Origin of the sequence: Curtobacterium sp. S6, from assembly GCF_000710345.2 — a bacterium.
Taxonomy (GTDB): Bacteria; Actinomycetota; Actinomycetes; order Actinomycetales; family Micrococcaceae; genus Rothia.
In genome coordinates, this window is the sequence record NZ_JHEL01000015.1 from 866,449 (window position 1) to 891,420 (window position 24,972).

27 protein-coding genes and 1 pseudogene are annotated in these 24,972 nt (G+C 63.5%); 13 read left to right on the forward strand and 15 right to left on the reverse strand.

What is annotated here, in order from left to right:
• Positions 1–188 precede the first annotated feature (188 nt).
• Positions 189–2,201, forward strand: coding sequence for a potassium transporter Kup (locus CURSPS6_RS06100; RefSeq protein ID WP_235503684.1), 2,013 nt, complete (start codon positions 189–191; stop codon positions 2,199–2,201).
• A gap of 62 nt (positions 2,202–2,263) precedes the next feature.
• Here CURSPS6_RS06100 and CURSPS6_RS06105 read toward each other — a convergent pair whose 3' ends face one another.
• On the reverse strand, positions 2,264–3,679 hold the full coding sequence (locus CURSPS6_RS06105) for an MFS transporter (RefSeq protein WP_152978068.1): 1,416 nt from the start codon (positions 3,677–3,679) through the stop codon (positions 2,264–2,266).
• Between the two features lie 124 nt (positions 3,680–3,803).
• On the opposite strand from CURSPS6_RS06105, the gene CURSPS6_RS06110 reads away from it, so the two are divergent.
• On the forward strand, positions 3,804–4,982 hold the full coding sequence (locus CURSPS6_RS06110; RefSeq protein WP_030014887.1) for a winged helix DNA-binding domain-containing protein: 1,179 nt from the start codon (positions 3,804–3,806) through the stop codon (positions 4,980–4,982).
• 19 nt (positions 4,983–5,001) lie between these two features.
• Here CURSPS6_RS06110 and CURSPS6_RS06115 read toward each other — a convergent pair whose 3' ends face one another.
• From CURSPS6_RS06115 to CURSPS6_RS06125, 3 genes are all read right to left on the reverse strand, one after another.
• Positions 5,002–5,439: a VOC family protein gene (locus CURSPS6_RS06115; protein WP_030014889.1), complete on the reverse strand. Its 438-nt coding sequence runs from the start codon at positions 5,437–5,439 to the stop codon at positions 5,002–5,004.
• A 3-nt stretch (positions 5,440–5,442) separates the two neighbouring features.
• Positions 5,443–5,865 carry a VOC family protein gene (locus CURSPS6_RS06120; protein WP_030014890.1) on the reverse strand — a complete coding sequence of 141 codons (423 nt, stop codon included), beginning with the start codon at positions 5,863–5,865 and terminating at the stop codon, positions 5,443–5,445.
• A 101-nt stretch (positions 5,866–5,966) separates the two neighbouring features.
• On the reverse strand, positions 5,967–6,863 hold the full coding sequence (locus CURSPS6_RS06125) for a VOC family protein (RefSeq protein ID WP_030014892.1): 897 nt from the start codon (positions 6,861–6,863) through the stop codon (positions 5,967–5,969).
• Between the two features lie 112 nt (positions 6,864–6,975).
• On the opposite strand from CURSPS6_RS06125, the gene CURSPS6_RS06130 reads away from it, so the two are divergent.
• From CURSPS6_RS06130 to arfB, 3 genes are all read left to right on the forward strand, one after another.
• The gene (locus CURSPS6_RS06130; RefSeq protein ID WP_035810251.1) at positions 6,976–7,644 is read left to right on the forward strand and encodes a TetR/AcrR family transcriptional regulator; all 669 of its coding nucleotides are present in this window, start codon (positions 6,976–6,978) and stop codon (positions 7,642–7,644) included.
• A gap of 144 nt (positions 7,645–7,788) precedes the next feature.
• Positions 7,789–8,427 carry an HD domain-containing protein gene (locus CURSPS6_RS06135; RefSeq protein ID WP_030014894.1) on the forward strand — a complete coding sequence of 213 codons (639 nt, stop codon included), beginning with the start codon at positions 7,789–7,791 and terminating at the stop codon, positions 8,425–8,427.
• Positions 8,428–8,486: 59 nt separating this feature from the next.
• Positions 8,487–8,927, forward strand: a complete 441-nt coding sequence (gene arfB, locus CURSPS6_RS06140) for an alternative ribosome rescue aminoacyl-tRNA hydrolase ArfB (RefSeq protein WP_030014896.1) — start codon at positions 8,487–8,489, stop codon at positions 8,925–8,927.
• Positions 8,928–8,962: 35 nt separating this feature from the next.
• On the opposite strand, the gene CURSPS6_RS06145 is transcribed toward arfB, so the two are convergent.
• Positions 8,963–9,304, reverse strand: a complete 342-nt coding sequence (locus CURSPS6_RS06145; protein WP_030014897.1) for a hypothetical protein — start codon at positions 9,302–9,304, stop codon at positions 8,963–8,965.
• Positions 9,305–9,573: 269 nt separating this feature from the next.
• Here CURSPS6_RS06145 and hchA point away from each other — a divergent pair, with 269 nt between their 5' ends.
• Entirely contained in the window at positions 9,574–10,449 is an 876-nt protein-coding gene (hchA, locus tag CURSPS6_RS06150; protein ID WP_030014898.1) for a glyoxalase III HchA, read from the forward strand.
• 88 nt (positions 10,450–10,537) lie between these two features.
• Here hchA and CURSPS6_RS06155 read toward each other — a convergent pair whose 3' ends face one another.
• The gene (locus CURSPS6_RS06155; RefSeq protein WP_030014900.1) at positions 10,538–11,485 is read right to left on the reverse strand and encodes a LysR family transcriptional regulator; all 948 of its coding nucleotides are present in this window, start codon (positions 11,483–11,485) and stop codon (positions 10,538–10,540) included.
• A 124-nt stretch (positions 11,486–11,609) separates the two neighbouring features.
• On the opposite strand from CURSPS6_RS06155, the gene CURSPS6_RS06160 reads away from it, so the two are divergent.
• Together CURSPS6_RS06160 and CURSPS6_RS06165 are read left to right on the forward strand one after the other, a co-directional pair.
• Positions 11,610–12,602, forward strand: a complete 993-nt coding sequence (locus CURSPS6_RS06160) for a putative oxygenase MesX (RefSeq protein ID WP_030014901.1) — start codon at positions 11,610–11,612, stop codon at positions 12,600–12,602.
• A 17-nt stretch (positions 12,603–12,619) separates the two neighbouring features.
• A complete protein-coding gene (locus CURSPS6_RS06165; RefSeq protein WP_235503685.1) occupies positions 12,620–13,660 on the forward strand; it encodes a methionine synthase in 1,041 nt (346 codons plus the stop codon).
• 75 nt (positions 13,661–13,735) lie between these two features.
• On the opposite strand, the gene CURSPS6_RS12620 is transcribed toward CURSPS6_RS06165, so the two are convergent.
• Genes CURSPS6_RS12620 through CURSPS6_RS06180 form a run of 3 tightly spaced genes read right to left on the reverse strand, consistent with a single transcriptional unit; the run spans position 13,736 to position 14,449 of the window.
• Complete coding sequence (locus CURSPS6_RS12620; protein ID WP_160319774.1) at positions 13,736–13,909, reverse strand: hypothetical protein; 174 nt, start codon at positions 13,907–13,909, stop codon at positions 13,736–13,738.
• Positions 13,910–13,933: 24 nt separating this feature from the next.
• Positions 13,934–14,188 carry a Txe/YoeB family addiction module toxin gene (locus CURSPS6_RS06175; protein WP_030014905.1) on the reverse strand — a complete coding sequence of 85 codons (255 nt, stop codon included), beginning with the start codon at positions 14,186–14,188 and terminating at the stop codon, positions 13,934–13,936.
• A complete protein-coding gene (locus tag CURSPS6_RS06180) occupies positions 14,189–14,449 on the reverse strand; it encodes a type II toxin-antitoxin system Phd/YefM family antitoxin (protein ID WP_030014906.1) in 261 nt (86 codons plus the stop codon).
• 245 nt (positions 14,450–14,694) lie between these two features.
• Here CURSPS6_RS06180 and CURSPS6_RS06185 point away from each other — a divergent pair, with 245 nt between their 5' ends.
• On the forward strand, positions 14,695–15,474 hold the full coding sequence (locus tag CURSPS6_RS06185; protein ID WP_030014908.1) for an SDR family NAD(P)-dependent oxidoreductase: 780 nt from the start codon (positions 14,695–14,697) through the stop codon (positions 15,472–15,474).
• Positions 15,475–15,547: 73 nt separating this feature from the next.
• Here the strand turns inward: CURSPS6_RS06185 and CURSPS6_RS06190 are convergent, their stop codons facing one another.
• From CURSPS6_RS06190 to CURSPS6_RS06225, 6 genes are all read right to left on the reverse strand, one after another.
• Complete coding sequence (locus CURSPS6_RS06190; protein ID WP_030014909.1) at positions 15,548–16,510, reverse strand: NADP-dependent oxidoreductase; 963 nt, start codon at positions 16,508–16,510, stop codon at positions 15,548–15,550.
• 187 nt (positions 16,511–16,697) lie between these two features.
• A complete protein-coding gene (locus CURSPS6_RS06195; protein WP_030014910.1) occupies positions 16,698–17,756 on the reverse strand; it encodes a restriction endonuclease in 1,059 nt (352 codons plus the stop codon).
• 214 nt (positions 17,757–17,970) lie between these two features.
• Complete coding sequence (locus tag CURSPS6_RS06200) at positions 17,971–18,273, reverse strand: HigA family addiction module antitoxin (protein ID WP_030014912.1); 303 nt, start codon at positions 18,271–18,273, stop codon at positions 17,971–17,973.
• The gene (locus CURSPS6_RS06205; protein WP_030014913.1) at positions 18,266–18,541 is read right to left on the reverse strand and encodes a type II toxin-antitoxin system RelE/ParE family toxin; all 276 of its coding nucleotides are present in this window, start codon (positions 18,539–18,541) and stop codon (positions 18,266–18,268) included. The genes CURSPS6_RS06200 and CURSPS6_RS06205 overlap by 8 nt, the downstream gene beginning before the upstream one ends.
• A gap of 1,318 nt (positions 18,542–19,859) precedes the next feature.
• Complete coding sequence (gene ychF / locus CURSPS6_RS06220) at positions 19,860–20,945, reverse strand: redox-regulated ATPase YchF (RefSeq protein WP_030014916.1); 1,086 nt, start codon at positions 20,943–20,945, stop codon at positions 19,860–19,862.
• 19 nt (positions 20,946–20,964) lie between these two features.
• Positions 20,965–21,423 (reverse strand): OsmC family protein, encoded by a 459-nt coding sequence (locus CURSPS6_RS06225; RefSeq protein WP_152978069.1) that lies wholly within the window; start codon positions 21,421–21,423, stop codon positions 20,965–20,967.
• Between the two features lie 171 nt (positions 21,424–21,594).
• On the opposite strand from CURSPS6_RS06225, the pseudogene CURSPS6_RS06230 reads away from it, so the two are divergent.
• The 4 genes and pseudogenes from CURSPS6_RS06230 to CURSPS6_RS06245 all read left to right on the forward strand — a co-directional run.
• Positions 21,595–22,437, forward strand: a pseudogene (locus tag CURSPS6_RS06230) (ABC transporter ATP-binding protein); the annotation flags it as partial.
• A 27-nt stretch (positions 22,438–22,464) separates the two neighbouring features.
• Complete coding sequence (locus tag CURSPS6_RS06235) at positions 22,465–23,229, forward strand: ABC transporter permease (RefSeq protein ID WP_030014920.1); 765 nt, start codon at positions 22,465–22,467, stop codon at positions 23,227–23,229.
• The gene (locus tag CURSPS6_RS06240; RefSeq protein ID WP_030014921.1) at positions 23,226–24,359 is read left to right on the forward strand and encodes a sensor histidine kinase; all 1,134 of its coding nucleotides are present in this window, start codon (positions 23,226–23,228) and stop codon (positions 24,357–24,359) included. Before CURSPS6_RS06235 ends, CURSPS6_RS06240 begins: the two co-directional genes overlap by 4 nt.
• On the forward strand, positions 24,356–24,967 hold the full coding sequence (locus tag CURSPS6_RS06245; protein WP_030014923.1) for a response regulator transcription factor: 612 nt from the start codon (positions 24,356–24,358) through the stop codon (positions 24,965–24,967). The genes CURSPS6_RS06240 and CURSPS6_RS06245 overlap by 4 nt, the downstream gene beginning before the upstream one ends.
• The last annotated feature ends 5 nt before the right edge of the window (positions 24,968–24,972 follow it).

Here is a 24,972-nt window from a genome sequence, read left to right on the forward strand (position 1 = left end):
ATCCTCGGGTTGGCTGCTGGCAACGGACGGCTCCCACAGCGTATCGGGGAATCGCCGTCGGTCGCACCGGGGTTGATGTCCCCCGGATTTTCCACGTTGATCAGGAAAAATGGTGGTCAGAGACATCACATCGAAACCGATATCTTGCCTATTGCCGCGCCCCGGGGGTGGTGGCACAATCATCGTTCGTGAATACCACGGATGATTCTTCTTCGAATCACAATCGGGCCACGGAGCCCGCCTCCGAGCCGGCGAATTCTTCGTCGGCCCCGGTAGCCGCATCCGAGACCATGTCCATTCCCCTCGATGCCCCGCGACCTCGTTCTCGGGGCCTGACGGTCATGGTGATAGCGGCCCTCGGCGTCGTCTTCGGCGATATCGGAACCAGCCCTCTGTACTCGATGCACACGGTCTTCAGCATCCACGACGGGGCGATCGCCCCCACGGAGCAGGACGTTTTGGGCGTGATCTCGATGGTCCTGTGGTGCTTGATCCTGATCGTCACCGTGGCCTATATCGGTTTCATCATGAAGGCCCACAACCAGGGCGAAGGCGGAATCCTCTCGCTCGCGTCCCTGATCTGGCATAACCTCGGCAGGAAATCGAACCGCGCGGGGGCAGCCATCATTTTGGCCGTGATCGGCGCCTCCCTGTTCTACGGGGACTCACTCATCACCCCGGCGATCTCGGTCATGAGCGCGATCGAGGGCATCGAGGTCGCCGACCCGGGCTTTGCGGAGTACATCGTCCCGATTTCGGTGGTGATTCTGGCCGTGCTGTTCCTGGCCCAGCGCTGGGGCACGGGCTCGATCGGCAAGGCCTTCGGGCCGATCATGGTCACCTGGTTCGTCGTGCTGATCCTGCTCGGCGTTCCCCAGATCGTGCAGAATCCTTCGATTTTCCGCGCATTCTCCCCAACCTACGCGGTGGCCTTCGCCCTCGACCGGCCGTTCATCGCGTTCGTGGCCATGGGTGCCGTGGTCCTCGCCGTGACCGGCGTCGAGGCCCTCTACGCGGACATGGGCCACTTCGGCCGGAAACCGATCATGCTGGCCTGGTGCATGCTGGTGCTCCCGGCATTGGCCATCAACTATCTGGGGCAGGGGGCGATGATCCTGCGCGAGCCGCAGACCATCGACAACCCCTTCTTCCACTTGGCGCCCGCCTGGGCGGAGATTCCGCTCGTGGTTCTCGCCGCGTGCGCGACCGTCATCGCGTCCCAAGCGGTGATTTCCGGCGCGTTCTCGGTATCGCGCCAGGCAACCCGGCTGTCCCTTCTGCCGCGCCTGCGCGTGGTCCAGACCTCCAAGGACCAGGGCGGTCAGATCTACATGCCCACGGTCAATATCCTGTTGTTCCTCGGCGTGCTCACGCTCGTCCTGGTCTTTCAGTCCTCGGGCAGCCTCGCGGCCGCGTACGGCCTGTCGGTCACGGGAACGCTGCTTCTCGAGCTCTCTCTGTTCCTGCTCTTGGCGCACGCCGTCTGGGGTTGGTCGATCGTCCGCGTCGGGGCCCTCGCGTTCTTTGTCGGCGGGCTGGAATTGTTGTTATTCGGCGCCAACGTGGTCAAGGTCTTCTCGGGAGGCTGGTTGCCGCTGATCATCGCAGCCGCCTCGATCACCATCATGCTCACCTGGCGCAAGGGCTCGCGGATCATGTGGGGACGACGGGCCGATATGGAAGGGCCGATCAGAGATTTTGTGGACCGGGTCCGCCTTTCCCACATTCGCCGGGTGCCCGGCGTGGCGGTGTACCCGCACGGCAACCCGACCACGGCCCCTTTGGCGCTACGCAACAACATGGAGTTCAACCATGTGCTGCACGAGCACGCCGTGATCATCACCATGAAGAACGTCGGCGTCCCGCACGTGGATACCGAGGACCGGATCCGGGTCTCGGACCTCGGAGATCCGCGCGACGGCATCGTGCACATCCTGTGCCGCGTGGGCTTCAACGACTCCCAGGACGTTCCCCAGGCGCTCCGCCTCGCCGCCGGCAGCTGCGACGAGCTGAGCTTCGATCCCGAGGAGGCCACCTACATGCTCTCGGTGTTCCGCATCGAAAAGGGCGATGACCGGTGCATGCCGCGGTGGCGCAAGGGGCTCTTCCGTTTCCTCGAGAAGTTCTCGGCCAACAGGACCCACGCCCTGCATCTTCCGCCGGCGCGCACGACCGTCATGGGTGCTCAGGCGGAGCTTTAACGCGAAGGCCTCCGGCCGTCGATCTCGCCAGATCGGCGGCCGGAAGCCTCGTGGAATGCGTCCTATCCTTCCGGACGGGCCCTGTCCCTGAGGTACCGACGCGCGTGGGGAGCCTCGATGAGAATCATGATGACCCCGATGATCCACAGCGGGAACTGAACCGCCATCGCGGCCTTGAACCCGCCCAGCGAATACGTATCCGGGGTGCCTGCTCCCATGAGGTCCAGCACCACGCCGACCATCAGGACCGTGACGAGGGCCGCGGTGAACCCTCCCATGTTGGCGAGACCGGTCGCGACGCCGCGCTGTCGCCTGGGAGCGTGGGTTCTGACGACGTCGAACGCGATCATGGACAGCGGAATGCCGGCGCCCATGATGACGCCCACGATCATCGTCACCCACAGAGGCGCGGCCCCGGGCCACGCGATGAGGACGATCCACGAAGCGAACATCGTGAGGACGCCGCCGAGGGCGAGGGTCACGCGGTGGTCCGAGTACTTCGAGATGATCGGCCCGAAGACGAGCGCGCCGACCATCGAGGCGACGATCGCCGCGTCGAGCACGAGGTGCGCCTGACCGTCGGTGTACCCGAGACCGCCCGTCAAGAACGGGGTGCCCCACAGCAGCAAAAAGCTGTCGGGCGCAAACATCGTCGAGAAGTGCACCCAGAACGCCAGGCGCACGCCGGGCCTCTTGACCAGAGACGCGATGGCCGGCATGACCCCGCTGGACCCCGGCCCGACCACCGGCAGGACCTCGGTGAGGATGATCGGTCCCGTGTCGGCGACCACGGGTGCCGGGGTCGTCGCGATCTCCTGGTTCTTGCCGGTGATCCGCTCCGCGATCGTCCCGGCGCCCGGCCCATCACGCATGATGAGCGCGACGAGAATCAGGATCACGACGCCGATCGCCGCGAGGCTCGCAAATCCCGTCAACCACCCGAAGGCCCCGATGACCGCGGCCAGCGGTGCCACGGCCACGAGCTGACCGACCTGACCCGCCAGGCCGGTGATCTGGTTGACGACCGGGGATTGCTTCCGGGTGAACCACTCCGCGGCCAGGCGCACGACCGAGGTGAAGATGCAGGCGTCGCCGGCCCCCAGAAGAATGCGCGCGCCGATGGCCACCGGGATCAGGTCGGTCGTGGATAGGGCGAATTGCGCGACCGACATGAGCAGCAGACCGGTCGCGATGACCCAGGAGGTTCCGAAGCGGTCCAGGCTCACGCCGACGGGAATCTGGCACAGCGCATAGACCACCAGTTGGAGGACCAGGAAGGAGGAGAGAACGGTCGCCTCCGCACCGAAGTGCTCCTGCGCGGTCGGGCCGAGCGCAGAGAAAGAACTTCGGTTGATGAGGGCCAGCAGGTACGCCGCAATTCCGACGCCCCATATGAGCCATTTGGTGTGAAATCTCCGGGTCATCATGCCCATGAGCGTATCCCGCGGCGATACCCCGTCGTCCAGCTCGGTGAGCACATAAAGGCCCGAGACCGCGACGGCCCGGGCAACGCGCGGCTGCGCGGGCCTCCCCCGTCGCGAGAAGCGCGGCTATGCTGGGGCCATTCGGCCCAGCCCGTGGGCCCTCACCGAAGGATGCGCCATGAGGTTAATCGACGACGCCGAGCGTCGGGCCCGGCTCGCTCGCCGGCATGGCATCTCCCCCGACCATCGCCTTCCCACGGTCCTGGACGCGGCCCGGGCGGTGCTTGCCCTGCACGCGACGGAACCGGCGACGCCGCACCTGTCGCTCCACGCGCGCGTCGACGGGATCAACCGCCACGAGGTCGACGCGGCCCTCTACGAGGATCGATCCCTCATCCGGCAGCTCGCGATGCGTCGCACGCTCTTCGCGTTCCCTCGCGAGCACCTCCCGGCCGTCCTGGGCGCGCCATCCGCACGCGTTGCCGTCACGCAGTACAAGCGATTGCTCCGCGAGATTTCGGCGTCCGGGGTCAGCGAGGATCCGGAAGGGTGGCTGGAAACCGCCCGCCAGGCCATCTTGCGTTTCCTGGCCGGCGGTCGCGAGCACCAACAGTCCGAGCTACGCGAGTTGGTTCCCGAGGTCGTCGGTACCATGACGGTCAATGCCGGAACCAAATACGAAGCCGAGAGCCACATCGCCCCGCGGCTCGTGACGTGGATGGGGGCCGCGGGCGACATCGTGCGTGGGCACGGCGCCTCGCATTGGCGCATCAATCGGTTCGGTTGGGCCCGCATGGACGAATGGGTGGGACACGAGCCCGCCCGCCCCTCGGAACGGGAGTCCTACCGTGAGCTGGTGGCCGCATACCTGCGCGGCCACGGACCCGCCACCGAACAGGACCTCGCGTGGTGGTTCGGGTCCACCAAATCGGCGATGCGAAAGGCCCTGTCCGACGTCGACGCGGTGGAGGTCCGGCTGGAACGCGAGGGCACCGGATGGGTGCTTCCCGATGACCTCGAGCCTCCCGAACCGGTCGACCCGTGGGCCGCGCTCCTGCCCGCGCTGGATCCGGCGGCGCTGGGTTGGAAGGACCGCGCGTTCTACCTCGACGCGGATTTCGCGTCCTCCATCTACGACTGGGCCGGAAACCCCGGCACGACCGCCTGGTGGGACGGCCGGATCGTGGGGTCCTACGTCCAGAACGAGAAGGGCACGGTCGAGCTCGTCCTGGGCCGCGATCCCGGAAGCACCGCTCGGCGCCACCTCGACCGGCAGGCTCGCCGTTTGGAGGAATGGCTCGATGGCGAGCGCGTCAAGGCGATCTACAAGGCGCCCATCACCAAGGGCCGGTGGTGAAACCGTCGAGTCGACGCGGTTAATCGTCAGATAGGGCTTGTGCCAACATCACGATGATCCCGCTCGGCCCGCGCAGGTACGCGAGCTTGTAGACGTCCTGGTAGTTAGCGACTCCACGCAAGGGATGGCAACCGTGGCGCGCCGCGATCCGCAGCGACTCGTCGATATCGTCCACGGAAAAGGCGACGCGGTGCATCCCAATCTCGTGCGGCAACGTCGGAGTGGTCGGCACGGCCTCGGGGTGGATGTATTCGAAGAGTTCCAGCCGGCCCTGGCCGTCGGGCGTGGTCAGTAGCGCGATCTTGGCGTGATTGCCATCCAGGCCCACCGCCGTATCTGCCCATTCGCCGCTGATCTCGTCCGTTCCCGCGACGCTCAGACCGAGGTCCGTGAAAAAGGCCACCGTCGCGTCGAGGTTCTCGACGGCGATGCCCACATTCTCCAGAGCGATGGGCACGGGTCATTCTCCATCCGAGGAGAAGGACCACATGACGCCGTATCGGTCGAAGACCTGGCCGTACCAATCGCCCCAGGGAGCCTTGCCGAACGGCATATTGACGGTTCCGCCGGCCTCAACGAAGGCATCGATATATTTCCGCGATTCTTCGGGCGTGTCCGTGGTGTAGAGCAACGAATACGCGGTGCCGCGAATCGGGTACTCATTCTGGGCGTCCATGGAGTCGCCCGCCGCGATGCTGCCGTGGGGCAGGGTCAGGGTGGAGTGGGCGACGGATTCGGGATCGGGCGTGAAGGGCATTCCGTCCAGGTCGACGTCGCCGTAGCGAAGAATCGAGAGCTCTCCGCCCAGGACCTCGTGCCAGTGAGTCATCGCTTCGGCGGTCTGGCCGGGGAGGGAAATGTAAGTTGCCAGTGAGGGGGCCACGGGATTCTCCTTGAGTGGTCGTGATTCGTATGCCCAATATGGCACGTGATCCATCTCACCGGAAGATGCGGGCGGGGAAAATCGGCCTGGTCGTCCCCTTTTCAGTCTTCGGCGACCTTCAGCCGGATCGTGGTATTCCACGGATCCTCGAAGGAGAGCGTCCGACCGTCGTGGCGTGACGAGATGCGGTGATCCGCGAGTCGTTCCCGGACGGCGGCCACCGCGTCGTCGTGGGGCACATCGATGTCGACCAGGCCCAGGCCCAACGAGGCCGCCCGAGCCGGCGCACCCAGGCTGTTGAACGTATTGAGGGCCATGTGGTGGTGGTATCCCCCGGCGGAGACGAACAGGGCCGAGCGAATCTCGCCGGTCACCTCGAACCCCAGGATCTCGGAGTAGAAGCGCCGCGCGGTCGGGATATCTCCGACCTGAAGGTGAACGTGGCCCAGGGTTCCCGCCGGAGCCGTGACGGATTCGTCGAAATGACCTCGAAGATACGCGTTGGGGTCCAGGGGATCCGTGGCGAGCGCGTAGAGACCGTTCTCCTCGCGAATCCACGACTCGCGGGGTCGATCCGTGTAGAGCTCGACGCCGTTTCCCTCGGGGTCATCGAAGTAGAAGGCCTCGCTATAGAGGTGGTCGGCACTGCCCGTGAACGACCCGGGGAACCGCTGGGCGATGGACATGACCGAGGCGGACAATTCCGCGGGGGTGTCGAACAGGATGGCCGTGTGGAAGAGACCGGCCTGGTTGCGGGCGGGCGCCGGAAGATCCCTGGTCTGTCGAAGGATCATGAGGGTTCGTCCGTGGAGCCCCAGGACGGCGGTGTTTCCGGTGTGATCGAGGACGTCGAGGAGAACCGCCTCGTGGTAAAAGCGGATCATCGCGTCGAGGTCGCCGACGAGCAATTCGACGGCGCCCATGCGGGTCTCGGGCGCCAACAACTGGTCCTGTGAACGCGGCCGTAGGGAATCCGGGTGGGGAGTCTGGTGAAACATGGTGGTCCCTTTCTGTCGCCGACGCGGCGCACGCACGATGTGGAGCAACCGCTCCACATAGAGACCATAGCACCGAAATGGAGCACCCGCTTCACTTTGTTAGGGTGGACACATGACGACCTCGACGACCGGCGGCTCACGCCCACTCAGGGCCGACGCCGCGCGCAATCGGGAGGCCATCCTCTCCGCCGCCCGCACGGAGTTTGCCGAATCGGGAACCTCCGCCTCGATGAACCAGATCGCCCGCAGGGCCAACGTCGGCATCGCGACCCTCCTGCGGCGCTTCCCGACGCGCGGGCAGTTGCTGGCCGCGGTCTTCGAGGAAAAGCTCGAGGCCTACGTCTCGGCGTTGGAGTCCGGGCTCGAGGACGCCGACGGGTGGCGCGGCTTCCGGACCTTTCTCGAGTTGGCCTTCGAGATGCAGGCTCGCGACTGCGCCTTCACCGATGTGTTGACCATGAGCGTTCCCGGAGTCCCGGAATTCACCGAAAAACAGCGGCGGGCCAGCAGGCTCCTGCCCGACCTGGTCGAGCGGGCCAGGGCCACCGGACGGTTGCGGGCGGACGTCACCCACCAGGACGTGGCCCTCTTACTCTGGTCGATCTCCGGGGTCGTTCAGGCGACCCGGCGCAGCGCACCGGAGGCGTGGCGGCGGGTGGCCGCGCTGTCCTTCGCCTCCCTCCAGACGGATGCGGAGGAGCTACCACCTCCCCCGACCTCACAGCAGCTGTTCCGTTCCTTCGCGCAGGAACGTGTCGCGGGAGCGCGGTCCCGAGGATAGGCGTCGCGGAGGTCGGTCCAGCGGCGTCGTGACCTCCCGTTCTCGCGCGGAAGAATCCGTGGCCTTGAGGGCCGAAATTCGGCAGAGTGGTCAGTACCCGATCCCCGAGGGCCTCGGAGATCAGCGCACGAAAGGAACCACAACATGACCGAAACCATCGCGGGAATCACCATTCCGGATAGTCACCTGGCCCGAGAGGCCACCGAGTTGGTGCGGGACGCCGCCTCGGATCTCATCTACGACCACTGCCGCCGGGTCTTCCTCTTCGGGTCCCTCCGAGGCCAGAAACAGGGCCTGGAGGCCGATCCGGAGCTGCTTTACGTGGGCGCCATGTTCCACGACCTCGGGCTGACGCAACGCTACCGCCGTGACGATCAGCGCTTTGAGATCGACGGCGCCGACGAGGCCCGCCGCTTCCTGAACGGCCACGGCATCTCCGCGGCGGACGCGGAGACCGTCTGGCAGTCCATCGCGTTGCACACCACCCCGGAGATTCCGTTGCACATGAGCTCCGTCGTCGCCTTGGTCACCCGTGGAGTGGAGCTGGACGTCCTGGGGATCGGGTACGACGCCGTGAGCCCGGAAGAACGCGAGGCCGTCGTCGCGGTCCACCCGCGTCCCAATTTCAAGGAGCAGATCCTTCAGGCCTTCACCGACGGGATCAAGCACCGGCCGGAGACCACCTTCGGAAACGTCAAGGCCGACGTGCTGGAGCATTTTGTCCCCGGGTTCGAGCGCGACGACTTCGTCGAGATCATCCGCGGCAACGATTGGCCGGAGTAACCCGGGCCGTGGCGGCCCCGCGGTGACGATCCGGGGTCCGGGGCGGGCATACTCGAGGTATGGATGATCTGCACGTTTCGCCCGGCCCCGGCGCCCCGCGGGGATTGCTCATCCCCGCCCACGAGCTGGTCGAGCAGTTCTCTCATGCTTCCGGGCCGGGCGGTCAGGGCGTCAATACCGCCGACTCCCGCGTCCAACTGAGCCTTGACCTCGCCTCGACCAGCGCGCTGGATGAGACGCAACGCCGCCGGGTCATGGCCAACCTGTCGTCACGCCTGGCCGGCGGCCTGCTGATCATCGCCGCGGCGGAACATCGCTCCCAGTGGCGCAACCGGGCCGCCGCACGCGAGCGCCTCGCCGACCTTCTGCGTCGCGCGATCCAACCGGAGGCGCCACGGCGTGCCACCAAGCCCACCCGCGGTTCCCGGCGGCGCCGGCTCCAGGCCAAGAAGCGCCGGTCGGATGTGAAGCGGCAACGTCGCACGCCGCCCGCCGAGTGATTCGGTGGCCGGCCCGCCGCTGACGGCGAGGGCCCTCAGAACCCCTTGGCGTACCGACCTCCGGGGTCATGATTCAGCCCCGCGGCCTCGAGGATCTTATCTATGTTTTTGCGGTGACGGCCCATACCCGAAAGTTGCGTGGCCATGGAGTTCTCACTGCGAATGGTCATGGTCGTGAACGCCGGGCCTGGTTCGAGCGATATCGTGATCACCTCTCCCCAGGAGGCCGCGCTCCACCCTGTGTCATTTTTCAGAACATCCTGGGCGATGAACGTGCTGGCGCGTCCACCTAGGCGGTCCAGTGCCGGACCCACTCGGTTCCAGACGTCCTGGGGAGGCATGTGCAAGGTGGTGACGTAGCTGAGGTGACGTGCCATGAGGAGTCTTGTCGGCCTTCCGTGGGGAAAATGAATTCTATGGTCCGGTCGCAACGAGATTCTTCCACCGATCCGCCGCCGAACCACATTCCCAAAAATCTTTGTTTAAATCGTGTCACGGATCGTCGCTCAGGGGCCGTTCGCGCTGAGAACAATATCCCGGGAAATGGGTTTTCGAGCTGTTGGCGGATCGGCTCGGTGCATAGGGTAAGGAATGGCAAAACCACCGGAGAAGACGGTTCTCCGGCCACGAATTTACGGAGGTCATCATGTCCGAGACGGCATCGAATTCATCAACCGAGGATCGGCAACCGACCAGGGATCCGGCCGAGGATAACGCCTATTTCCCGTCCCCGTATTCTTTGGGCCAATACACGGCGCCGACCACGGATTTTGATGGCCTGAGCACCGATGCAACCTATCCGGGTGATCGCTGGAAAATTCTGGTCATCGCGACCGAGGAACGATACATGCCCATGCAGAACGGGACGTTCTTCTCGACCGGCAACCACCCCGTGGAAACCTTGCTTCCGCTTCACCACATGGCGAAGGCCGGTTACGGGATCGACGTCGCGACGATCGGCGGCGGCGTCGGCAAATTTGAATGGTGGGCCTACCCCGGCGAGGATCGGGCCGTGGGCGAGACGTGGGAGGCCACGCGCGAGAAATTCAAGGCACCCCACAAGCTGGCCGACGTCATCTCCGAGGGCCTGGACGACTACGCGGCGATCTTCATCCCCGGTGGACACGGCGCGATGAATGGCATCCCTGAAAGCCGTGACGTCCGCGATGCCCTGGATTTCTTCATCGCGGAGAACCGGCTCATCATTACCCTCTGCCACGGTCCGGCCGCGCTCCTGACGCTGAGCCTCGACCGCGAGACCAATCCCCTGGCCGGGCGGGAGATCGTGGCCTTCCCCGACACCATCGATGCCGGCGCGAACGTCGAGATCGGCTACCTGCCCGGTACCATGCCGTGGGCGCTGGGCGAGGCCCTCACCCGGGATGGATTCGTGATCACCAACTCGCAGATGAGCGGGACCACGACGCGTGACGGAAACCTGCTGACCGGCGATAGCCCACTGGCGGCCCATCAGCTGGGCAAGGATTCGGTCGCCGCGTTGTTGCAGGAATTCGGCGAGTAAAACCGCACCGCCGCCCCACCGTCGCGAAGCGGCGACGGTGAGGCGGCGCGTCCGCCTGCGCCGTCGAGAACACGAGGCTGTTCGTTGGTCATGCCTCGTCGAGCAACGCGATGCCGAAACCGTCGACCACGGACCGCACCTCGTCGAGATAGCGTTGCGCCTGATCGGTGAGCGGCATCCCGGAATGGTCGATCCAGCCGATTTCGATGCGCTCGTCGACGTCGAGCGGTATCGCGATGATTTCTGGGTCAAGGTCGTCGCTGATGATGCCCGTGGAAATGGTGTATCCGTCGAGTCCGATCATGAGATTGAAAATGGTCGCCCGGTCCGAGACCTGAATCTCCTGCGTGCTCGACAACGTGGAGAGAATCTCCTCGGCGAAATAGAACGAATTATTCGACCCTTGGTCAAAGGTCAGCCGCGGAAGGCCGGCCAGGTCGGTGAGGCATACGCGTTCCCGGGAAGCCAACGGATTTTTGCGCGAAATGAAGATATGCGGCGCCGCGTGAAAGAGGGGATGGAAGACCAGCCCCGAATCCCGCAACAGTTTATCGATGACTTTCCGGTTGAAATCGCTTCGATACAAAATTCCGAGTTCGCTGCGCAGCGTCCGGACGTCTTCGATGATGTCCCACGTTCGGGTCTCGCGGAGAGAAAACTCGTATTCGGCCGCGTCGCTGGCCTTAACCATCCGCACGAAGGCATCCACGACGAATGAGTAGTGTTGCGCCGAAATTCCGAGGAGGCGCCGCGATGGCGGCCGGCCGAGGTAATTCTGCTCGAGGAGCTCCATCTGCTCGACGACTTGCCGGGCGTACCCGAGGAACTCCACGCCGTCGACCGTGAGGGAAACCCCGCGGGGCGACCTGACAAGAAGCGCGCGCCCGGTCCTGGACTCGAGGTCCTTCATCGCCGCGGACAACGTTGGTTGCGAGACATACAGCAGGTCGGCGGCGGCGGTGATGGACCCTTCCGCCGCGACCTCGATGAAATAGTTCAGCTGCGACAGCGTGATGTTCTTCGAACCGGGAGACATAGCCCCAGGCTATAGGAATCCATAGCTGACCCAAGTTACCCAATGACCGCCAGGTGCCTTCAGGATGGATTCACAGACCTCCGCAAGGCCGAACCCGGCCGATCAGTCACCGAATTGGGCGCTTATGACAACCGAGTTCACGTTCACCATCACCACCACGCGATTCGACGAGGATTACTCGCCGTCGGACAGTTCGCGGGCCACCACAAATTTCGCCAACCTCGCTCGGGGCGAGCGCCGTCAGCAGAATCTCCGCGAGACGTTGTCGATGATTAATCGGCGCTTCAACGAGCTGGCCCACTGGGATAATCCCGCCGGGGACCGCTACGTCGTGGATCTCGAGATCGTTTCCGGGGAATTGGAATTCACCTCGGGCGGCAAGGAGCGCGAATTCCCGCTGCTCGAAGTCCTGGATATCCGGATCCTTGACCGCGTAACGGGTGAGCGGCACCCCGGGATCGTCGGAAATAATTTCTCGTCGTACGTTCGAGATTTCGATTTCAGCGTGCGCCTCCCGGCGGCAAATCGCACCGCGACCGAGTTCACCGTACCCGAGGATTTCGGCGACCTGCACGGCAAGCTGTTTCAGCACTTTCTGAATTCCCCGGCCTACCGCGAGCGCTTTCAGGCCTCCCCCGTGATCTGTATTAGCGTGTCGACGAGCAAGACCTATCACCGCACCGGCAATCATCACCCGGTGCTCGGCGTCGAATACCGACAGGACGAGTATTCCCTGACCGACGAATACTTCGGAAAAATGGGGCTGCGGGTTCGCTACTTCATGCCTCCCGGCGCCGTCGCCCCGCTGGCTTTTTATTTCCGCGGCGATCTGCTCAACGATTACTCCAACCTGCAGCTGATCGGCACCATCAGCACGATGGAAACCTTCCAAAGGATTTACCGCCCGGAGATCTACAACGCGAACGTGAGCGCCGGAGAAATCTACCGGCCCTCGCTGGAACAAGACGATTTTTCCGAGACGCCGATTACGTACGATCGCGTCGAACGTAGCCAGCTCGCCACGAAACAAGGCAAGTTCACCGACGAATTCTTCGTCACCCCACACCGAGACGTTCTCGAGCGATGGGCCGCCAAATACCCCGTACCCGCTGCATGACCATCGGAGAAGAATTCTTGACTCAGACGCTTTTGCCCACGACCACCGTCGGTAGCCTGCCCAAGCCGTCCTGGCTCGCCCGTCCGGAAACCCTCTGGTCCCCCTGGGCGCTGGAGGGCGATGCCCTGGCCGAGGGCCAGCGGGATGGCCTGCGGATCGCGGTCCACGAGCAGGCGAGCCGCGGCATCGACATCGTCAGCGATGGCGAGCAGACCCGACAGCACTTCGTCACGACCTTCATCGAGCATCTCGAAGGGGTCGATTTCGACAAGCGTCAGACGGTTCGCATCCGCGACCGCTACGACGCCAGCGTGCCGACCGTGGTCGGCGAGGTCAGCCGCGATCATCCGGTCTTCGTCGACGACGCGAGGTTCCTCCGTAGGCAGACCGACCGGCCGATCAAGTGGGCGTTGCCCGGGCCGATGACCATGATCGACACCCTCTACGACGGCCACTACAAGAGCCGCGAGAAATTGGCCTGGGAATTCGCGAAGGTTCTCAACCAGGAAGCCAAGGATCTCGAGGCCGCGGGCGTGGACATCATCCAATTCGACGAGCCCGCATTCAACGTCTTTTTTGACGACATGAAGGACTGGGGAATTGCCACCCTCGAACGGGCCGCCGAGGGGCTTCGCGCCGAAACCGCCGTGCACATTTGCTACGGCTACGGGATCACGGCCAATAACGAGTGGAAAGCGACCCTCGGTTCTGAATGGCGGCAGTACGAGGAGTCCCTTCCGCTCCTACAAGCCTCGGCGATCGATATCGTCTCGCTGGAATGTCAGAATTCCCGTGTTCCGATGGAACTCATCGAGCTGATTCGCGGTAAAAAGGTCATGCTGGGTGCCATCGACGTGGCCACCAAAAATATCGAGACGCCGGGGGAAGTCGCCGATACTCTCCGGAAGGCGCTTCGCTTTGTCGACGCGGACAAGCTCATCCCGAGCACCAACTGCGGCATGGCGCCGTTCCCGAGGGATATTGCCTTTGAAAAGCTGAGTGCGTTGAGCGCTGGTGCACGGATTGTTCGGGAGGAGCTTGAGGACGCGAGGGTCTGAGCACCGTGGCGGCTTGTCGCGCCCTCGCCCGCGGAGCTCTGCCCCCCCCTGTTGAGGGATCGGCCCCGAAGAAGCTCACCGTGACATCGCAGAATTCTCATCGATGACCGGGCGGCTCCAGGCTCGGGCCGTCGACTCGACGCCGCCGGTCTTGTACGGCGACGCTTCACCGGTCGGCTCGTAGCCGAGCTTTCTCCAGAACTGCTCGGCTAGGTCAGCGTTGGTATCGACGATCGACAGCCACGGCACTTCCCCTTGCACAGGTTTAACTCGTCAGTAATGGTAGCGAACTTGCAAGACCACAAGATCATTCCCTATCACCACATAGACAAGTCGATGCTCGTCGGTGATGCGCCTGGACCAAGCACCTAGCGCTCCGTACTTCAGTGGTTCGGGCTTACCGATTCCCGCGAATGTCTCGCGGAGGCAAGCGTCGATGAGGGTGTTGATTCGCTTCAAGATCTTCCGGTCGGCAACTTGCCAATGTTTATAGTCTTCCCAAGCCGCCTCGTCCCAAACCAGCCGCACTCAAACATCCTCGTCAACTCGATCGAGTTCGTGAACCTGCGTATCCCCCGCTCGGGCGCGGTCGTAGGCGTCAAGCAACCGCCGAGCATTGGCCGGAGACCGGAATAGGTACGCTGTTTCCTTCCACGCGGCGTACTCATCGGCTGGCATAAGAACGGCGTTACCGTTCCGGGAGACAATCTCGACTGCCTCACGGTCATCGTTGACTCGTTCTATGAGTGGGAACAGAGTCCTACGGGCTTCGCTTGCACTGATGGACATATCGCGAGCTTCCTGGTCGAAATGAGTGGTACAAGATTATGGTACCATAACTCTTCTATCTAAATTTTCTCGTAGCCAGCCCAATGGGGAGCTAGACGAACCTAGAATGCACCCTCCTTCCCATTGCCGGGATCGCGTTGAAACAATGTGGATTATGAGTAGAGGGACGCAATTCATCTCCATACCGGCGATGTGAAAGCTGCCGAACCGAAGACACCCCAAGAACCTCAAGATAGGACCACATCATGACTCGCACCGCACTCGTCACCGGAGCGTCCTCCGGGATCGGCTTCCGTATCGCCCAACAGCTCGCCCACCGCGGGTACGACATTGTCGGCGTCGGCGCGAGCGAACGGATCCTCGAGCTGCCCGCGAAACTACCGCAGGCAACGGTGACTCCGGTCCGCGCCGACCTCACCGACCGTGCCCAGCTCGATGCCGCGTGGGAGGCATTCGAGAAGCTCGGAACAAGCCTCGACGCCGCCGTGCTCAACGCCGGCAAGAGCCTCGGCGGCGGCTTCGTCGACACTGACCTCGACGAGGAGCTGCACATGCTCGACCTCAACGTGACGAGCCAGGTGATCCTCGCCAAGCGCGTGGTCCGGCGGATGTCGCAGCAGAAGCAAGGGCGAATCTTGATCACCACGTCACTCTCGGCCACGACGCCGACCCCGTACGAATCGATCTACGGGCCGACCCGCGCCTTCATGTACAGCTTCGCCCAGGGCCTTCGCGAAGAAATGCGGGAATACGGTGTCTCGGTCACGGCCCTGCTCCCCGGCGCAACAGCTACCGAATTCCACGACACCGCCGGAATGCAAGAGACCAAATTCGGCGACAATTCCTGGAAAAACGACCCCGAGCTCGTCGCTAAACTTGGCGTCGACGCCCTGTTCGCGGGTCGTGACCATGTCGTCGGTGGCGACCGAAACACGCGTTGGGCCGCCTTGCGCAATAAATTGACGCCGGAACGAATCAAGGCCCGGGATTTCGCGAGGGATTCCAAACCGGATGCCTCGAAATGAGGATCCTTTGGGCTACGCTTTCGGCCTGACGTTTTGACTTGCACGGTTCACGGATGCCGTTCGTATTGCGGTATTAGCTCTGGCGCGTGGTGCTCAGGACGATTTTGCCCGTGCTGTGACCGGACTCAACGGACCGATGCGCCGCGGCGGCTTCGGCAAGGTCGAAGACCTCGGAGACGGTTGGTTCGATGATGCCCTGTGCGGCGAGCTCCACGACGCTTTCGAGCCAGTCGCGCTGCGTGTGAACGTGGGTCGCGGCGAAGCGGATACCCGCTTGTTCCGCTTGAGCGGCAAGGTCCTCGGATCCACCGCCGAGAGCGATGAGCGTTCCGCCTGCCCGGACCGACTGGAGTGCGCTCTCGCGTGAACCCGCGGCCAGGTTGAGCGCCACATCGACCGTGTCCGTCAGCGCCGCGACGGCCTCGTTATCCCGGTAATCGATGGTCTCGTCCGCACCGAGCCCTCGCAGCCACTCGTGCTTGCCCGTACTAGCGATCGCGGTGACATGCGCGCCGAGGTGGTGGGCGATCTGCACGGCGAGGTGCCCGACGCCTCCCCCGGCACCGGTGATGAGCACTCGTTGATCGGGACCAACCCGGGTCGTGTCGGTGAAGGCCTGCCACGCGGTCATGGCCGCCATGGGCAACCCACCCGCTTGCTCATTCGTCAGGTTGTCCGGGGTGGCGGTCACGTCCTCGGCGGGGACGATCACGTATTCGGCGTAGGCGCGACCTTCTTTCGGAAAGCAGGCCAGACCGAGCACACGCTGCCCGACCGTCAGACCGGTGACCGAGGAACCGATCGCCTCGACCGTGCCAGCGACGTCCCAACCGGGCGTGAAGGGCAGGGTGATGACACCGGCCGCGGCCATGCCGCCACCTTCTCGGGTCATCACATCGATCGGGTTCACTCCCGCCGCCGCGACCGCGACGAGCACCTCGTCGGGCGCCAGGTCGGCGACGGTCGGTGTGTCGGCGTTCATCGGCTCGAGCACCTCGGGCCCCCCGAAGGCCTGCTGGACGATCTTGACGCTCATGGTGTGGCTCCTGAGTTTGCGCGGGTGAGGACATTGTCGGTCCTAGTCTCTCGCAAGGCGGCGGGGCTGGCCAGGGCGGGTCGATTCGTGGGGACGCTGGGTGTTGGCACGATCATCGAGGCTCACCGGCTGGTCATCACGGAGTTGCAACGCACGAGCCAAGCCAAGAGGTCACGTTCAGAGGAACTTAGCCGTTCTCGTCCAGCACCCAGGCCTGCTTCAACGGGATGCGCGCACGAGTGGAAGCGGGAAGCTGGTCGTAGGTCTCGAACAGGCGAGAAAGCAGTTCCTCAGAGTCCCAGATCCGGAAGCTCGTGCGATCTCGCAAGAACTCCCGATCTGCCGCCCTGGTTACTCCACCCCACGCAACAAGAAGCCCCTGATCCGCGCGGTGTTGCGTCATCGCAGAATGCAGGCCCCGGACGACCTTGACGTCGACAGCAGATGGTTCACTCTTCACTTCGACGATCAGCGTCGGCGAGTCCAGTCCTAGTGGCCCTCGCCCCGCGAGTATGTCGACCCCACCGTCGGGACCTGGCGGGGAAACCTCACAATGAAAGCCGAGAGCCTCCAGAATGTCTGCTACGAGGTGGGTGAGTTTGTGACCGGCGAAATTCTCGACCAAATGTGTACGGATCCGGTCGCGGATGGCCTCAAGGGTAGGCACGGGGTCGGGATCGGTTACCTCGGCCATTTCCGTGCCGACCGTGTGGCTAGAAGTTTCCGGCTGGCTACCGGCGGGTGTGTTGTTGCCCGGGTCTGCGCCCTTCTCGTATAGGGCCAGAATTCGTTCTGCCGCGTTGTTCCTACTCGGATTGAAGACGGTCATGATGCCGTTGAGCGAGTAAAGCAGGTCGTCCTTGATGACGGACTTGGACACCGGCTCCGGGAGCCATTTCACGGGAAGTTGATGCCGCCGCCCCCGATCGGCCTCATCGGCCGCGTACCGATAATTGCCCGCGCACCGGCCGAGGTACACGTAACCGGGTCGGCGTTTGGAGGGCATGACGATGATGTCGCCACGTGCAATCGCGTTGCTAAACGCCCAGACCTGACCAGTGGCGTTTGCTCGGCGACCTGACGAGTCATTCGGATACACCGCATCGATCATGGTTCGCACGTCCTCGCGGGACGTACACGCAGAAAGGTCTCCCACCTCCCACCCGATGGCGGCAGTGCCAGATTCAAGGTTGGCTTGTTCCTGCTCGCCGACACTGCCTGCGCGCACCACCCATGCTTTCACCATGAACTTCTCCTCTGCTGTGACCCGTGGATCACATTTTCGCCGCTATTCGCCTCTTGAAAATCTCGGTCTTAGAGGCATCAAAGTCAAGGTCTGTCAAAGTTGCTACGCCGTGAGTATATGGTCAGGTGGACCGACCCCGTACGTGCAGCGATTACCTCGGCAACGCTCGTGTTTCCGGCACCGGGAGGCCCCGAGAGCACGGCGAGACGGCCGCTCAGGCGACCGCCAGCGGCGTAATCGAGGCGATCTGCTCTCCCACCAGGTCCTCCGCACGGTCCAGCTCGTAGTGGCTTTGCAGGTTGATCCAGAACTCCGCCGAGGTCCCGAAGAATTTCGCAAGCCGGAGCGCGGTGTCCGCCGTGATGCCTCGCTTGCCGTGCACGATCTCGTTGATCCGTCGGGGCGGAACCCCGATCGAGACCGCGAGCTTGTTCTGCGTGAGGCCGAAGCCCTCAATAAAGTCCTCCATGAGAACCTCACCCGGGTGGATCGGCTCAATCCTGTCAGTGTTAGTCAACGATCTGCACCTCCTCCGGTCCGGCGTCGGTCCACACGAAGCAGATGCGGCATTGGTCGTTGATCCCGATGCTGTACCGACCGACCCGATCGCCCTTGAGCGCTTCGAGCCGATTGCCGGGCGGGATGCGGAGGCCCTCAAGAGACTGCGCGGGCCCCACCTGACGTAGCTTGCGCAACGCAACCCGATGGATCCTCGGATCGATCGCCCGCACGCGCTCACGGCGCCATAGCCGTTCGGTTTCTTTGGCGCCGAACGATCTGACCATGCAACCAGCGTATAACGGGGACCGTTATTAACGCTAGGCGTTAAACCGGAACTCCACCGACCTCATGACATTACTACCGTGTGGGCGCTCTACGTTCCAAGGATTCGGCACCACCAAGGCCATGCTAGTCGAGTGAACACAAGGCTCCCAGCGGAGCAACATGCCTAGAACCACCGGTCGTCAGAACTGGTAAACCGCGTGACCGTAGTATATTGGGAACCGCATCGTCAGCTCCCACCCCACACACCCAGGGAATGTCATGAACAATTGTTCCTCTGTCGCCAGCGATTTGATCCAATTCATCGACAGCCACACGATCGACTTGGTCACGTTGTTTATAGGCTCAATCGCCACTGCACTCATCTCCGCAGCGATGCAAAAATGGAGAACCAAGCATGCCCCTCGATAATCTGATTACTCTTTGTTTTGCACTAGCCGGCATCCTGCTTGGTGGAATAGTAGGCCCAGCCCTTTCCTGGTTTACCGAGGGTGCAGGCAAGGGACGGAGCCTTCAAGAGATCAGCTTCGCAGCAAAGTCTGGGACATACTTACGGAGGGCGCGCCAAGCCGTTTCAAGGAACTCCGCAACCAACGACGATTTATTTGCCTGGCTCGTTGGCGCCGTGATTATAATCTTCCTATACGTCAGATGGCGACCGTGGGTACTCGTCATACTCGCCGGAATTGGCATCTCAATTGGATTGACCGCCACAGTTGTTGTTGTCATAGCGTGGCTGCGTCGCGTAATCGCGGGAACGCACGCCATTGCCACCTGCTTGATATTGCCATTTATCTATGGCGCAGCGGGTATCGTAGTCGCGGCACTCCTCTGGAGGACCCCATTCGCACCAGATGGGGTCCGGCACGCATTGGCAGTATGCGATTTTAACGCTAGCGGCAATGGGACGAATGGACTCCAGTATCTGGTCTACACCATCTTTGGTGGTGCACTCTATGTAATCTTGGCCCTCAGCACAGTCCGCTGGCAGATGGCGGCAGTGGCCGCCATTTACGCCGCTGAGGACGTTCGCCCAGCGCGGTTCTGGCATTTCGCCGCTTGTCGCCTCAGCCTCCCTCTTGGGTGGGGCTGGGCTGTGTCGGGCATGGCTCTTACAGTGCTGACAATTCTATTCGCGGGCGGATGGCCCTACACGTGGATCAACCAACTTCAGGGATGACAGGACTTTCATGCTAGACGGCGTCGACGCTCACCAGGGGGCTCCATCTGCAATGTCACCTGTGCAACCACAGGCTAGTGAACGACCGTGCCTATTATGAACAGGTTCCAGCCCCTCGGAACAAAATAAATCGAACATTCCTATACATTGAATCTAAACTCCACCACGTCCCCGTCCTTCATCACATACTCCTTGCCTTCCATCCGCACCTTCCCCGCGGACTTGGCCTCGGCCATTGACCCCAGCGCATCGAGGTCCTCGAAGGAAACGATCTCCGCCTTAATGAACCCACGCTCAAAATCGGTGTGAATCACCCCGGCGGCCTGAGGCGCGGTATCGCCCTTGCTGATGGTCCACGCGCGCGATTCCTTCGGTCCTGCCGTCAGATACGTCTGCAGCCCCAGCGTCTGGAAGCCGGTCCGGGCGAGCTTGTCCAGGCCGGATTCGTCCTGGCCGGACATCTCGAGCATCTCGCGAGCCTCGTCCTCATCCAGCTCGACCATGTCGGCCTCGAGCTTGGCGTCCAGGAACACGGCCTCGGCCGGTGCCACGAGGTCACGCAGTTCCTGCTGGCGTTCCTCCGACTGGAGCACGCCGTCGTCGCAGTTGAAGACGTAGATGAATGGCTTGGCGGTCAACAGGTTGAGTTCGCGCAGGTATTCGGTCTCGAGCTTGGCGCCCGGGGCGCCGCGGAAAATCGTGTCGCCGGCCTCGAGGATCTTCTGAGCCTCCTGGTAGGCGGCGAGCTGGGCGGGATCGCCCTTCTTGATCTTGACCTGCTTCTCGAGCCTCGGGATCGCGTTCTCCAGCGTCTGGAGGTCCGCGAGGATCAACTCGGTGTTGATGGTCTCCATGTCGGAGGCCGGGTCGATCTTGCCGTCCACGTGGATCACGTCGGGGTCGTCAAAGGCGCGAACCACCTGGGCGATCGCGTGGGCCTCGCGGATGTTGGCGAGGAACTGGTTGCCCAGTCCCTCACCTTCCGAGGCGCCCTTGACGATGCCGGCGATGTCCACGAACGAGACCGTCGCGGGGAGGATCCGCTCCGACGAGTAGATCTCGGCGAGTCGGCTGAGACGCGGGTCGGGCAGGTTCACCACGCCAACGTTCGGCTCGATCGTCGCGAACGGGTAGTTCGCCGCGAGAACGGTGTTACGGGTCAGTGCGTTGAAGAGGGTCGACTTGCCCACATTGGGCAGCCCCACGATTCCGATAGTTAAAGCCACGTTGACTAACCTTACCGGCCTAGTCCTCGACCCGCATGCTGACCTGCGTTTCGTGTTCGACAGTTCGTGACACCGTGCAGTCCTTGGTCTTGGACAACTCGACCAGGCGGGGCACCAACGACGCGGCCTTCTCCCCCGCCTTGCCCTCGGGGAACTTCACCCGGAAGGAGAGCTCGACGTCGCCCAGACGGCTTCCGCCTTCCTCATCCGTGTACTTGACGCCGCTCGAGCTGACCCGGAATTCCTCCGGCTCGACGCGACGGGAGGTCACGACGTCGACGTCGACCGCCGAGCACCCCGCGATCGCCGCCAGAAGAAGCTCAACGGGCGTCATGAGCCCCTCACCCTGGCCGAATTCCAGGGTCACGCCTTCGGCGTTCGTGGCCTGGTACCTCTTCTGGCCGAGGCGTTGCAGCTCGACGTGGCGATATCCGGGATCGTCCTGACGGGAGGTTGACTCGTTCATGTTCTCGCTCATGTCTTCATCCTGCCCCATGCCCCACCCCTGACAAACGTCATGGCCCATTCGTGACATCCGCTATGCGCCAACACGGCGGTTTCCCGAGATGCTCGAAGCATGAACGAGCCAGTCATCGAGGCGCAAGGCCTCACAAAGTCCTTCAAGACCGGATCCGGGACGCGCTTCAACGCCGTGGACGGGATCGAGACAACCATCAGGCGCGGAGAAATCATCGGCCTGCTGGGCCCCAACGGCGCCGGAAAATCCACGCTCATCGACATGGTCCTCGGGCTTACCTCTCCAGATGGAGGCTCGATCCGGGTCCTCGGCGGGGCCCCACGCGCGGCCATCGCCCGCGGCGGCATCGGGGCGGTCCTGCAAACCGGCGGCCTGCTCCCCCAGCTCACGGTCCGAGACACCCTCCGCATGATCGCGGCAACCCACCGCAACGCGATGCCGATCAGCGAAGTCCTCGAGCAGGCCGACCTGACGGAACTCGCGGATCGCAAGGTGGTCAAGTGCTCCGGCGGTGAACAGCAACGAGTCCGATTCGCCCTGGCGATCATGGCCTCGCCCGAACTGCTGATCCTGGACGAGCCCACCACGGGAATGGACGCCAACGCCCGCCACCGTTTCTGGGAGTCGATGCGCGCACAGGCCCACGAGGGTCGAACGATCGTCTTCGCGACCCACTACATCGAGGAAGCCCAAAACTTCGCCGAACGCATCGTGATGGTCGGCAAGGGCCGCATCGTGGCCGACGGGCCGACCGAAGAGGTGCGCGCCCAGGCCTCCTCCCAGACGGTCAGCGCGGTGTTGCCGCCGAGCCTCGACCCGCGGTCCCTGCCCGGCGTGATCTCCGCGAAGACCAGCGGCGATCGAACCTCCATGACCACCACCGACTCGGACGCGCTCGCCCGATTGCTGCTCACGCAGACGGAAGCCTCGGACGTCCTGATCGCCAATGCGTCCCTGGAAGACGCCTTCATCGCCCTGACCTCAGATAACGACGACGCCGGCCAGGCGGCTTAGCCGCACGGCACGACCAAAGGATCCATCATGAACTTCGCCCTCTACACAGTCATCGACCTGCGCCGGGTCCTCTCCGATCGCGCCGGACTCTTTTTCTCGATCGGTTTACCCGTCATCTTCTACCTGCTCTTCGGAGCGATGCAGCAGTATTCCGATATGCCGCTCAACGACGGCAACGTGGCCGGCTACGTCATGATCGGAATGGCGGTCTACGGCGGCATCGTCGCCGCGTGCAACACGGTGGGCAACGTGGTGGTCGAACAAACCACCGGTTGGGGGCGACAACTGGCCCTGACCCCGTTGTCGTCCGCGACCATGCTGGGTTCGAAAGCGATCATCATCTTGGTTCGTGCCGCCTTGCCGGTGGCCGCCGTCAACATCGCGGGCCTGTTCACCAACGCTGACATGCCCGCGGGCCAGTGGATAACCGCGGCGCTGCTGTCCGTGTTGGTCTCCTTGCCGTTCGGGTTTTACGGAATGCTCTTCGGCCTGATCTTCCGGTCGGATTCGGCGGTCTCGATCTCGAGCACCGGCCTGGTGATTCTGGCCTTCATCGGCAACGCCTTTTCTCCCTTGCCGGGGTTCCTCATGGGACTGGCACGCTTCACCCCGATGTACGGCCCGTCGGCCCTCGCACGATATCCTCTCAGTGAAGGCATCCAGTCGATCAGCGACGGGAGTGGTACGGTGACCGATCCCCTCTGGTACGCGGTCGTCAACATCATCGCGTGGACCCTCGTCTTCGCCGGGCTCTGCGCCCTCCTCGGCAAGCGCCACAAGGGACGTCAATGACTCGGCCGCCCAGGTTCCACGCCGGCCACGCGATCCAGGCCGGCGTGTGGCTCGTGTTCCTCGCCTTCCCGATCGGGTATCTGGTGAGCCAGGAAAGCTCCACGCTGTGGGTGCTCGAAGGGTTGGGCGTCATCCTCCTCTTCGCCGTGGTCTACGTGATCGGATTCGGATACACGGAGGCGGTGCCACACCGTCGGTGGCGCCCCTGGTTGCTCTACTGGTTCGTGAGCTTGGTGGCGATCGCGGTGTGGATATCGCTGTTCGTCGGCCACTGGGTCTTCAACCTCATGCCGTATTTCGTGGCGGCGACGATGTTCACCCTCCCCCTGGCCGTCGGGCTCTCGGTCTCGGCCGTCATCATGATCCTGACCTGTATCTCCTTGATCCATTTCTCGGAGAACGCCGTGTCCATGCTCTACTCGACCTCCGGAACGTTGGTGGGCGCGGCGATCATCATCGTGATCGCCATCTTGGCGCGACGCGAAGAGTCCAAGCGCGACCTCGAAAACCGGCTGGCGGTGTCCGGCGAGCGCGAGCACGTGGCCCGAGACGTCCACGACCTGCTCGGGCATTCGCTGACCGTCATCAATCTCAAGGCCGAGGTCGCCGCGAAACTGTTGGATTCGGATCCCGCACGGGCACGGGATGAGATCCTGGAGATTTCGCGGTTATCGCGCGTGGCCCTGGCCGATGTCCGATCCACCGTGACGCGTCTGCGCCGCCCCGATTTCGGCGGCGAGGTCGAGGCCGCCCAGCGAGCCTTGGACACCGCCGGCATCGCCGCGGACCTCCCCGACCCTCACACCGCGCGCCAGCTGCCCGGCGTGAACGCCCCGCTCTTTTCCTGGGCGTTGCGAGAGGCGGTGACCAATGTGGTTCGCCATTCCGGGGCCTCGATGTGCCGGGTCCTGGTCACCCCCGAAAAATTGCAGGTCGACGACGACGGCGCGGGTTTTCGTGGCACGGCCGGCAATGGTTTATCCGGTCTTCGCGAGCGGGTCGAAGAATCCGGCGGGTCGTTGGACATCGGCCCTCTCTTTTCACAGCACACCTCGGAGGACCAACGCTCCCCCGGGACTCGGCTCTTGGTGACCATGAGCGGAGACCACCAGCCCCTGGAGACATCATGAGTACCATCCGAGTTTTGATCGCCGACGACCAGCACCTGATCCGGGGCGCCCTGAGCGCATTGCTCAGCGCCGAGCCGGACATCGACGTCGTCGCCGAGGTCGGGCGCGGGGACGACGTGCTCGACGCGGTGCGTTCCCACGCCGTGGACGTCGCTCTCTTGGATATCGAGATGCCGGGGATGACGGGCATTGAGGCCGCCGAGACGCTCCGCGACCGCGGCATGGGGTGCGCGACGATCATCGTCACGACCTTCGGCCGCCCCGGATATCTCAAACGCGCGCTGGCCGCCGGGGTGCAAGGATTCGTCGTGAAGGACACCCCGCCCGGTCAGCTGGCGGAGGCCGTTCGACGCGTGCGGTCGGGGCTCAAGGTCATCGACCCGTCGTTGGCCGAGGAATCCCTCTTCAGCCAGGACAATCCCCTGACGGAGCGAGAGATCGACGTGTGCCGCGCCTCGATCGAGGGGCCGAGCGTCAAGGCCATCGCCGCGCATCTGCATCTCTCCTCGGGAACCGTGCGCAATCATTTATCCTCGGTGATTCGAAAGACGGACGCCGGCAACAGGTACGAGGCGGTCCGGCGCGCCCAGGACAACGGGTGGCTCTGAGCCAC

Excerpts from the sequence above, each read along its gene's own strand:
- CURSPS6_RS06110 (WP_030014887.1), top strand. The coding sequence starts at position 3,804 with ATGAGGTTAATCGACGACGCCGAGCGTCGGGCCCGGCTCGCTCGCCGG.
- CURSPS6_RS06125 (WP_030014892.1), bottom strand. The coding sequence starts at position 6,863 with ATGTTTCACCAGACTCCCCACCCGGATTCCCTACGGCCGCGTTCACAG.
- CURSPS6_RS06130 (WP_035810251.1), top strand. The coding sequence starts at position 6,976 with ATGACGACCTCGACGACCGGCGGCTCACGCCCACTCAGGGCCGACGCC.
- CURSPS6_RS06135 (WP_030014894.1), top strand. The coding sequence starts at position 7,789 with ATGACCGAAACCATCGCGGGAATCACCATTCCGGATAGTCACCTGGCC.
- arfB (WP_030014896.1), top strand. The coding sequence starts at position 8,487 with ATGGATGATCTGCACGTTTCGCCCGGCCCCGGCGCCCCGCGGGGATTG.
- CURSPS6_RS06145 (WP_030014897.1), bottom strand. The coding sequence starts at position 9,304 with ATGGCACGTCACCTCAGCTACGTCACCACCTTGCACATGCCTCCCCAG.
- hchA (WP_030014898.1), top strand. The coding sequence starts at position 9,574 with ATGTCCGAGACGGCATCGAATTCATCAACCGAGGATCGGCAACCGACC.
- CURSPS6_RS06155 (WP_030014900.1), bottom strand. The coding sequence starts at position 11,485 with ATGTCTCCCGGTTCGAAGAACATCACGCTGTCGCAGCTGAACTATTTC.
- CURSPS6_RS06160 (WP_030014901.1), top strand. The coding sequence starts at position 11,610 with ATGACAACCGAGTTCACGTTCACCATCACCACCACGCGATTCGACGAG.
- CURSPS6_RS06180 (WP_030014906.1), bottom strand. The coding sequence starts at position 14,449 with ATGTCCATCAGTGCAAGCGAAGCCCGTAGGACTCTGTTCCCACTCATA.
- CURSPS6_RS06185 (WP_030014908.1), top strand. The coding sequence starts at position 14,695 with ATGACTCGCACCGCACTCGTCACCGGAGCGTCCTCCGGGATCGGCTTC.
- CURSPS6_RS06190 (WP_030014909.1), bottom strand. The coding sequence starts at position 16,510 with ATGAGCGTCAAGATCGTCCAGCAGGCCTTCGGGGGGCCCGAGGTGCTC.
- CURSPS6_RS06195 (WP_030014910.1), bottom strand. The coding sequence starts at position 17,756 with ATGGTGAAAGCATGGGTGGTGCGCGCAGGCAGTGTCGGCGAGCAGGAA.
- CURSPS6_RS06205 (WP_030014913.1), bottom strand. The coding sequence starts at position 18,541 with ATGGTCAGATCGTTCGGCGCCAAAGAAACCGAACGGCTATGGCGCCGT.
- CURSPS6_RS06225 (WP_152978069.1), bottom strand. The coding sequence starts at position 21,423 with ATGAGCGAGAACATGAACGAGTCAACCTCCCGTCAGGACGATCCCGGA.
- CURSPS6_RS06235 (WP_030014920.1), top strand. The coding sequence starts at position 22,465 with ATGAACTTCGCCCTCTACACAGTCATCGACCTGCGCCGGGTCCTCTCC.
- CURSPS6_RS06240 (WP_030014921.1), top strand. The coding sequence starts at position 23,226 with ATGACTCGGCCGCCCAGGTTCCACGCCGGCCACGCGATCCAGGCCGGC.
- CURSPS6_RS06245 (WP_030014923.1), top strand. The coding sequence starts at position 24,356 with ATGAGTACCATCCGAGTTTTGATCGCCGACGACCAGCACCTGATCCGG.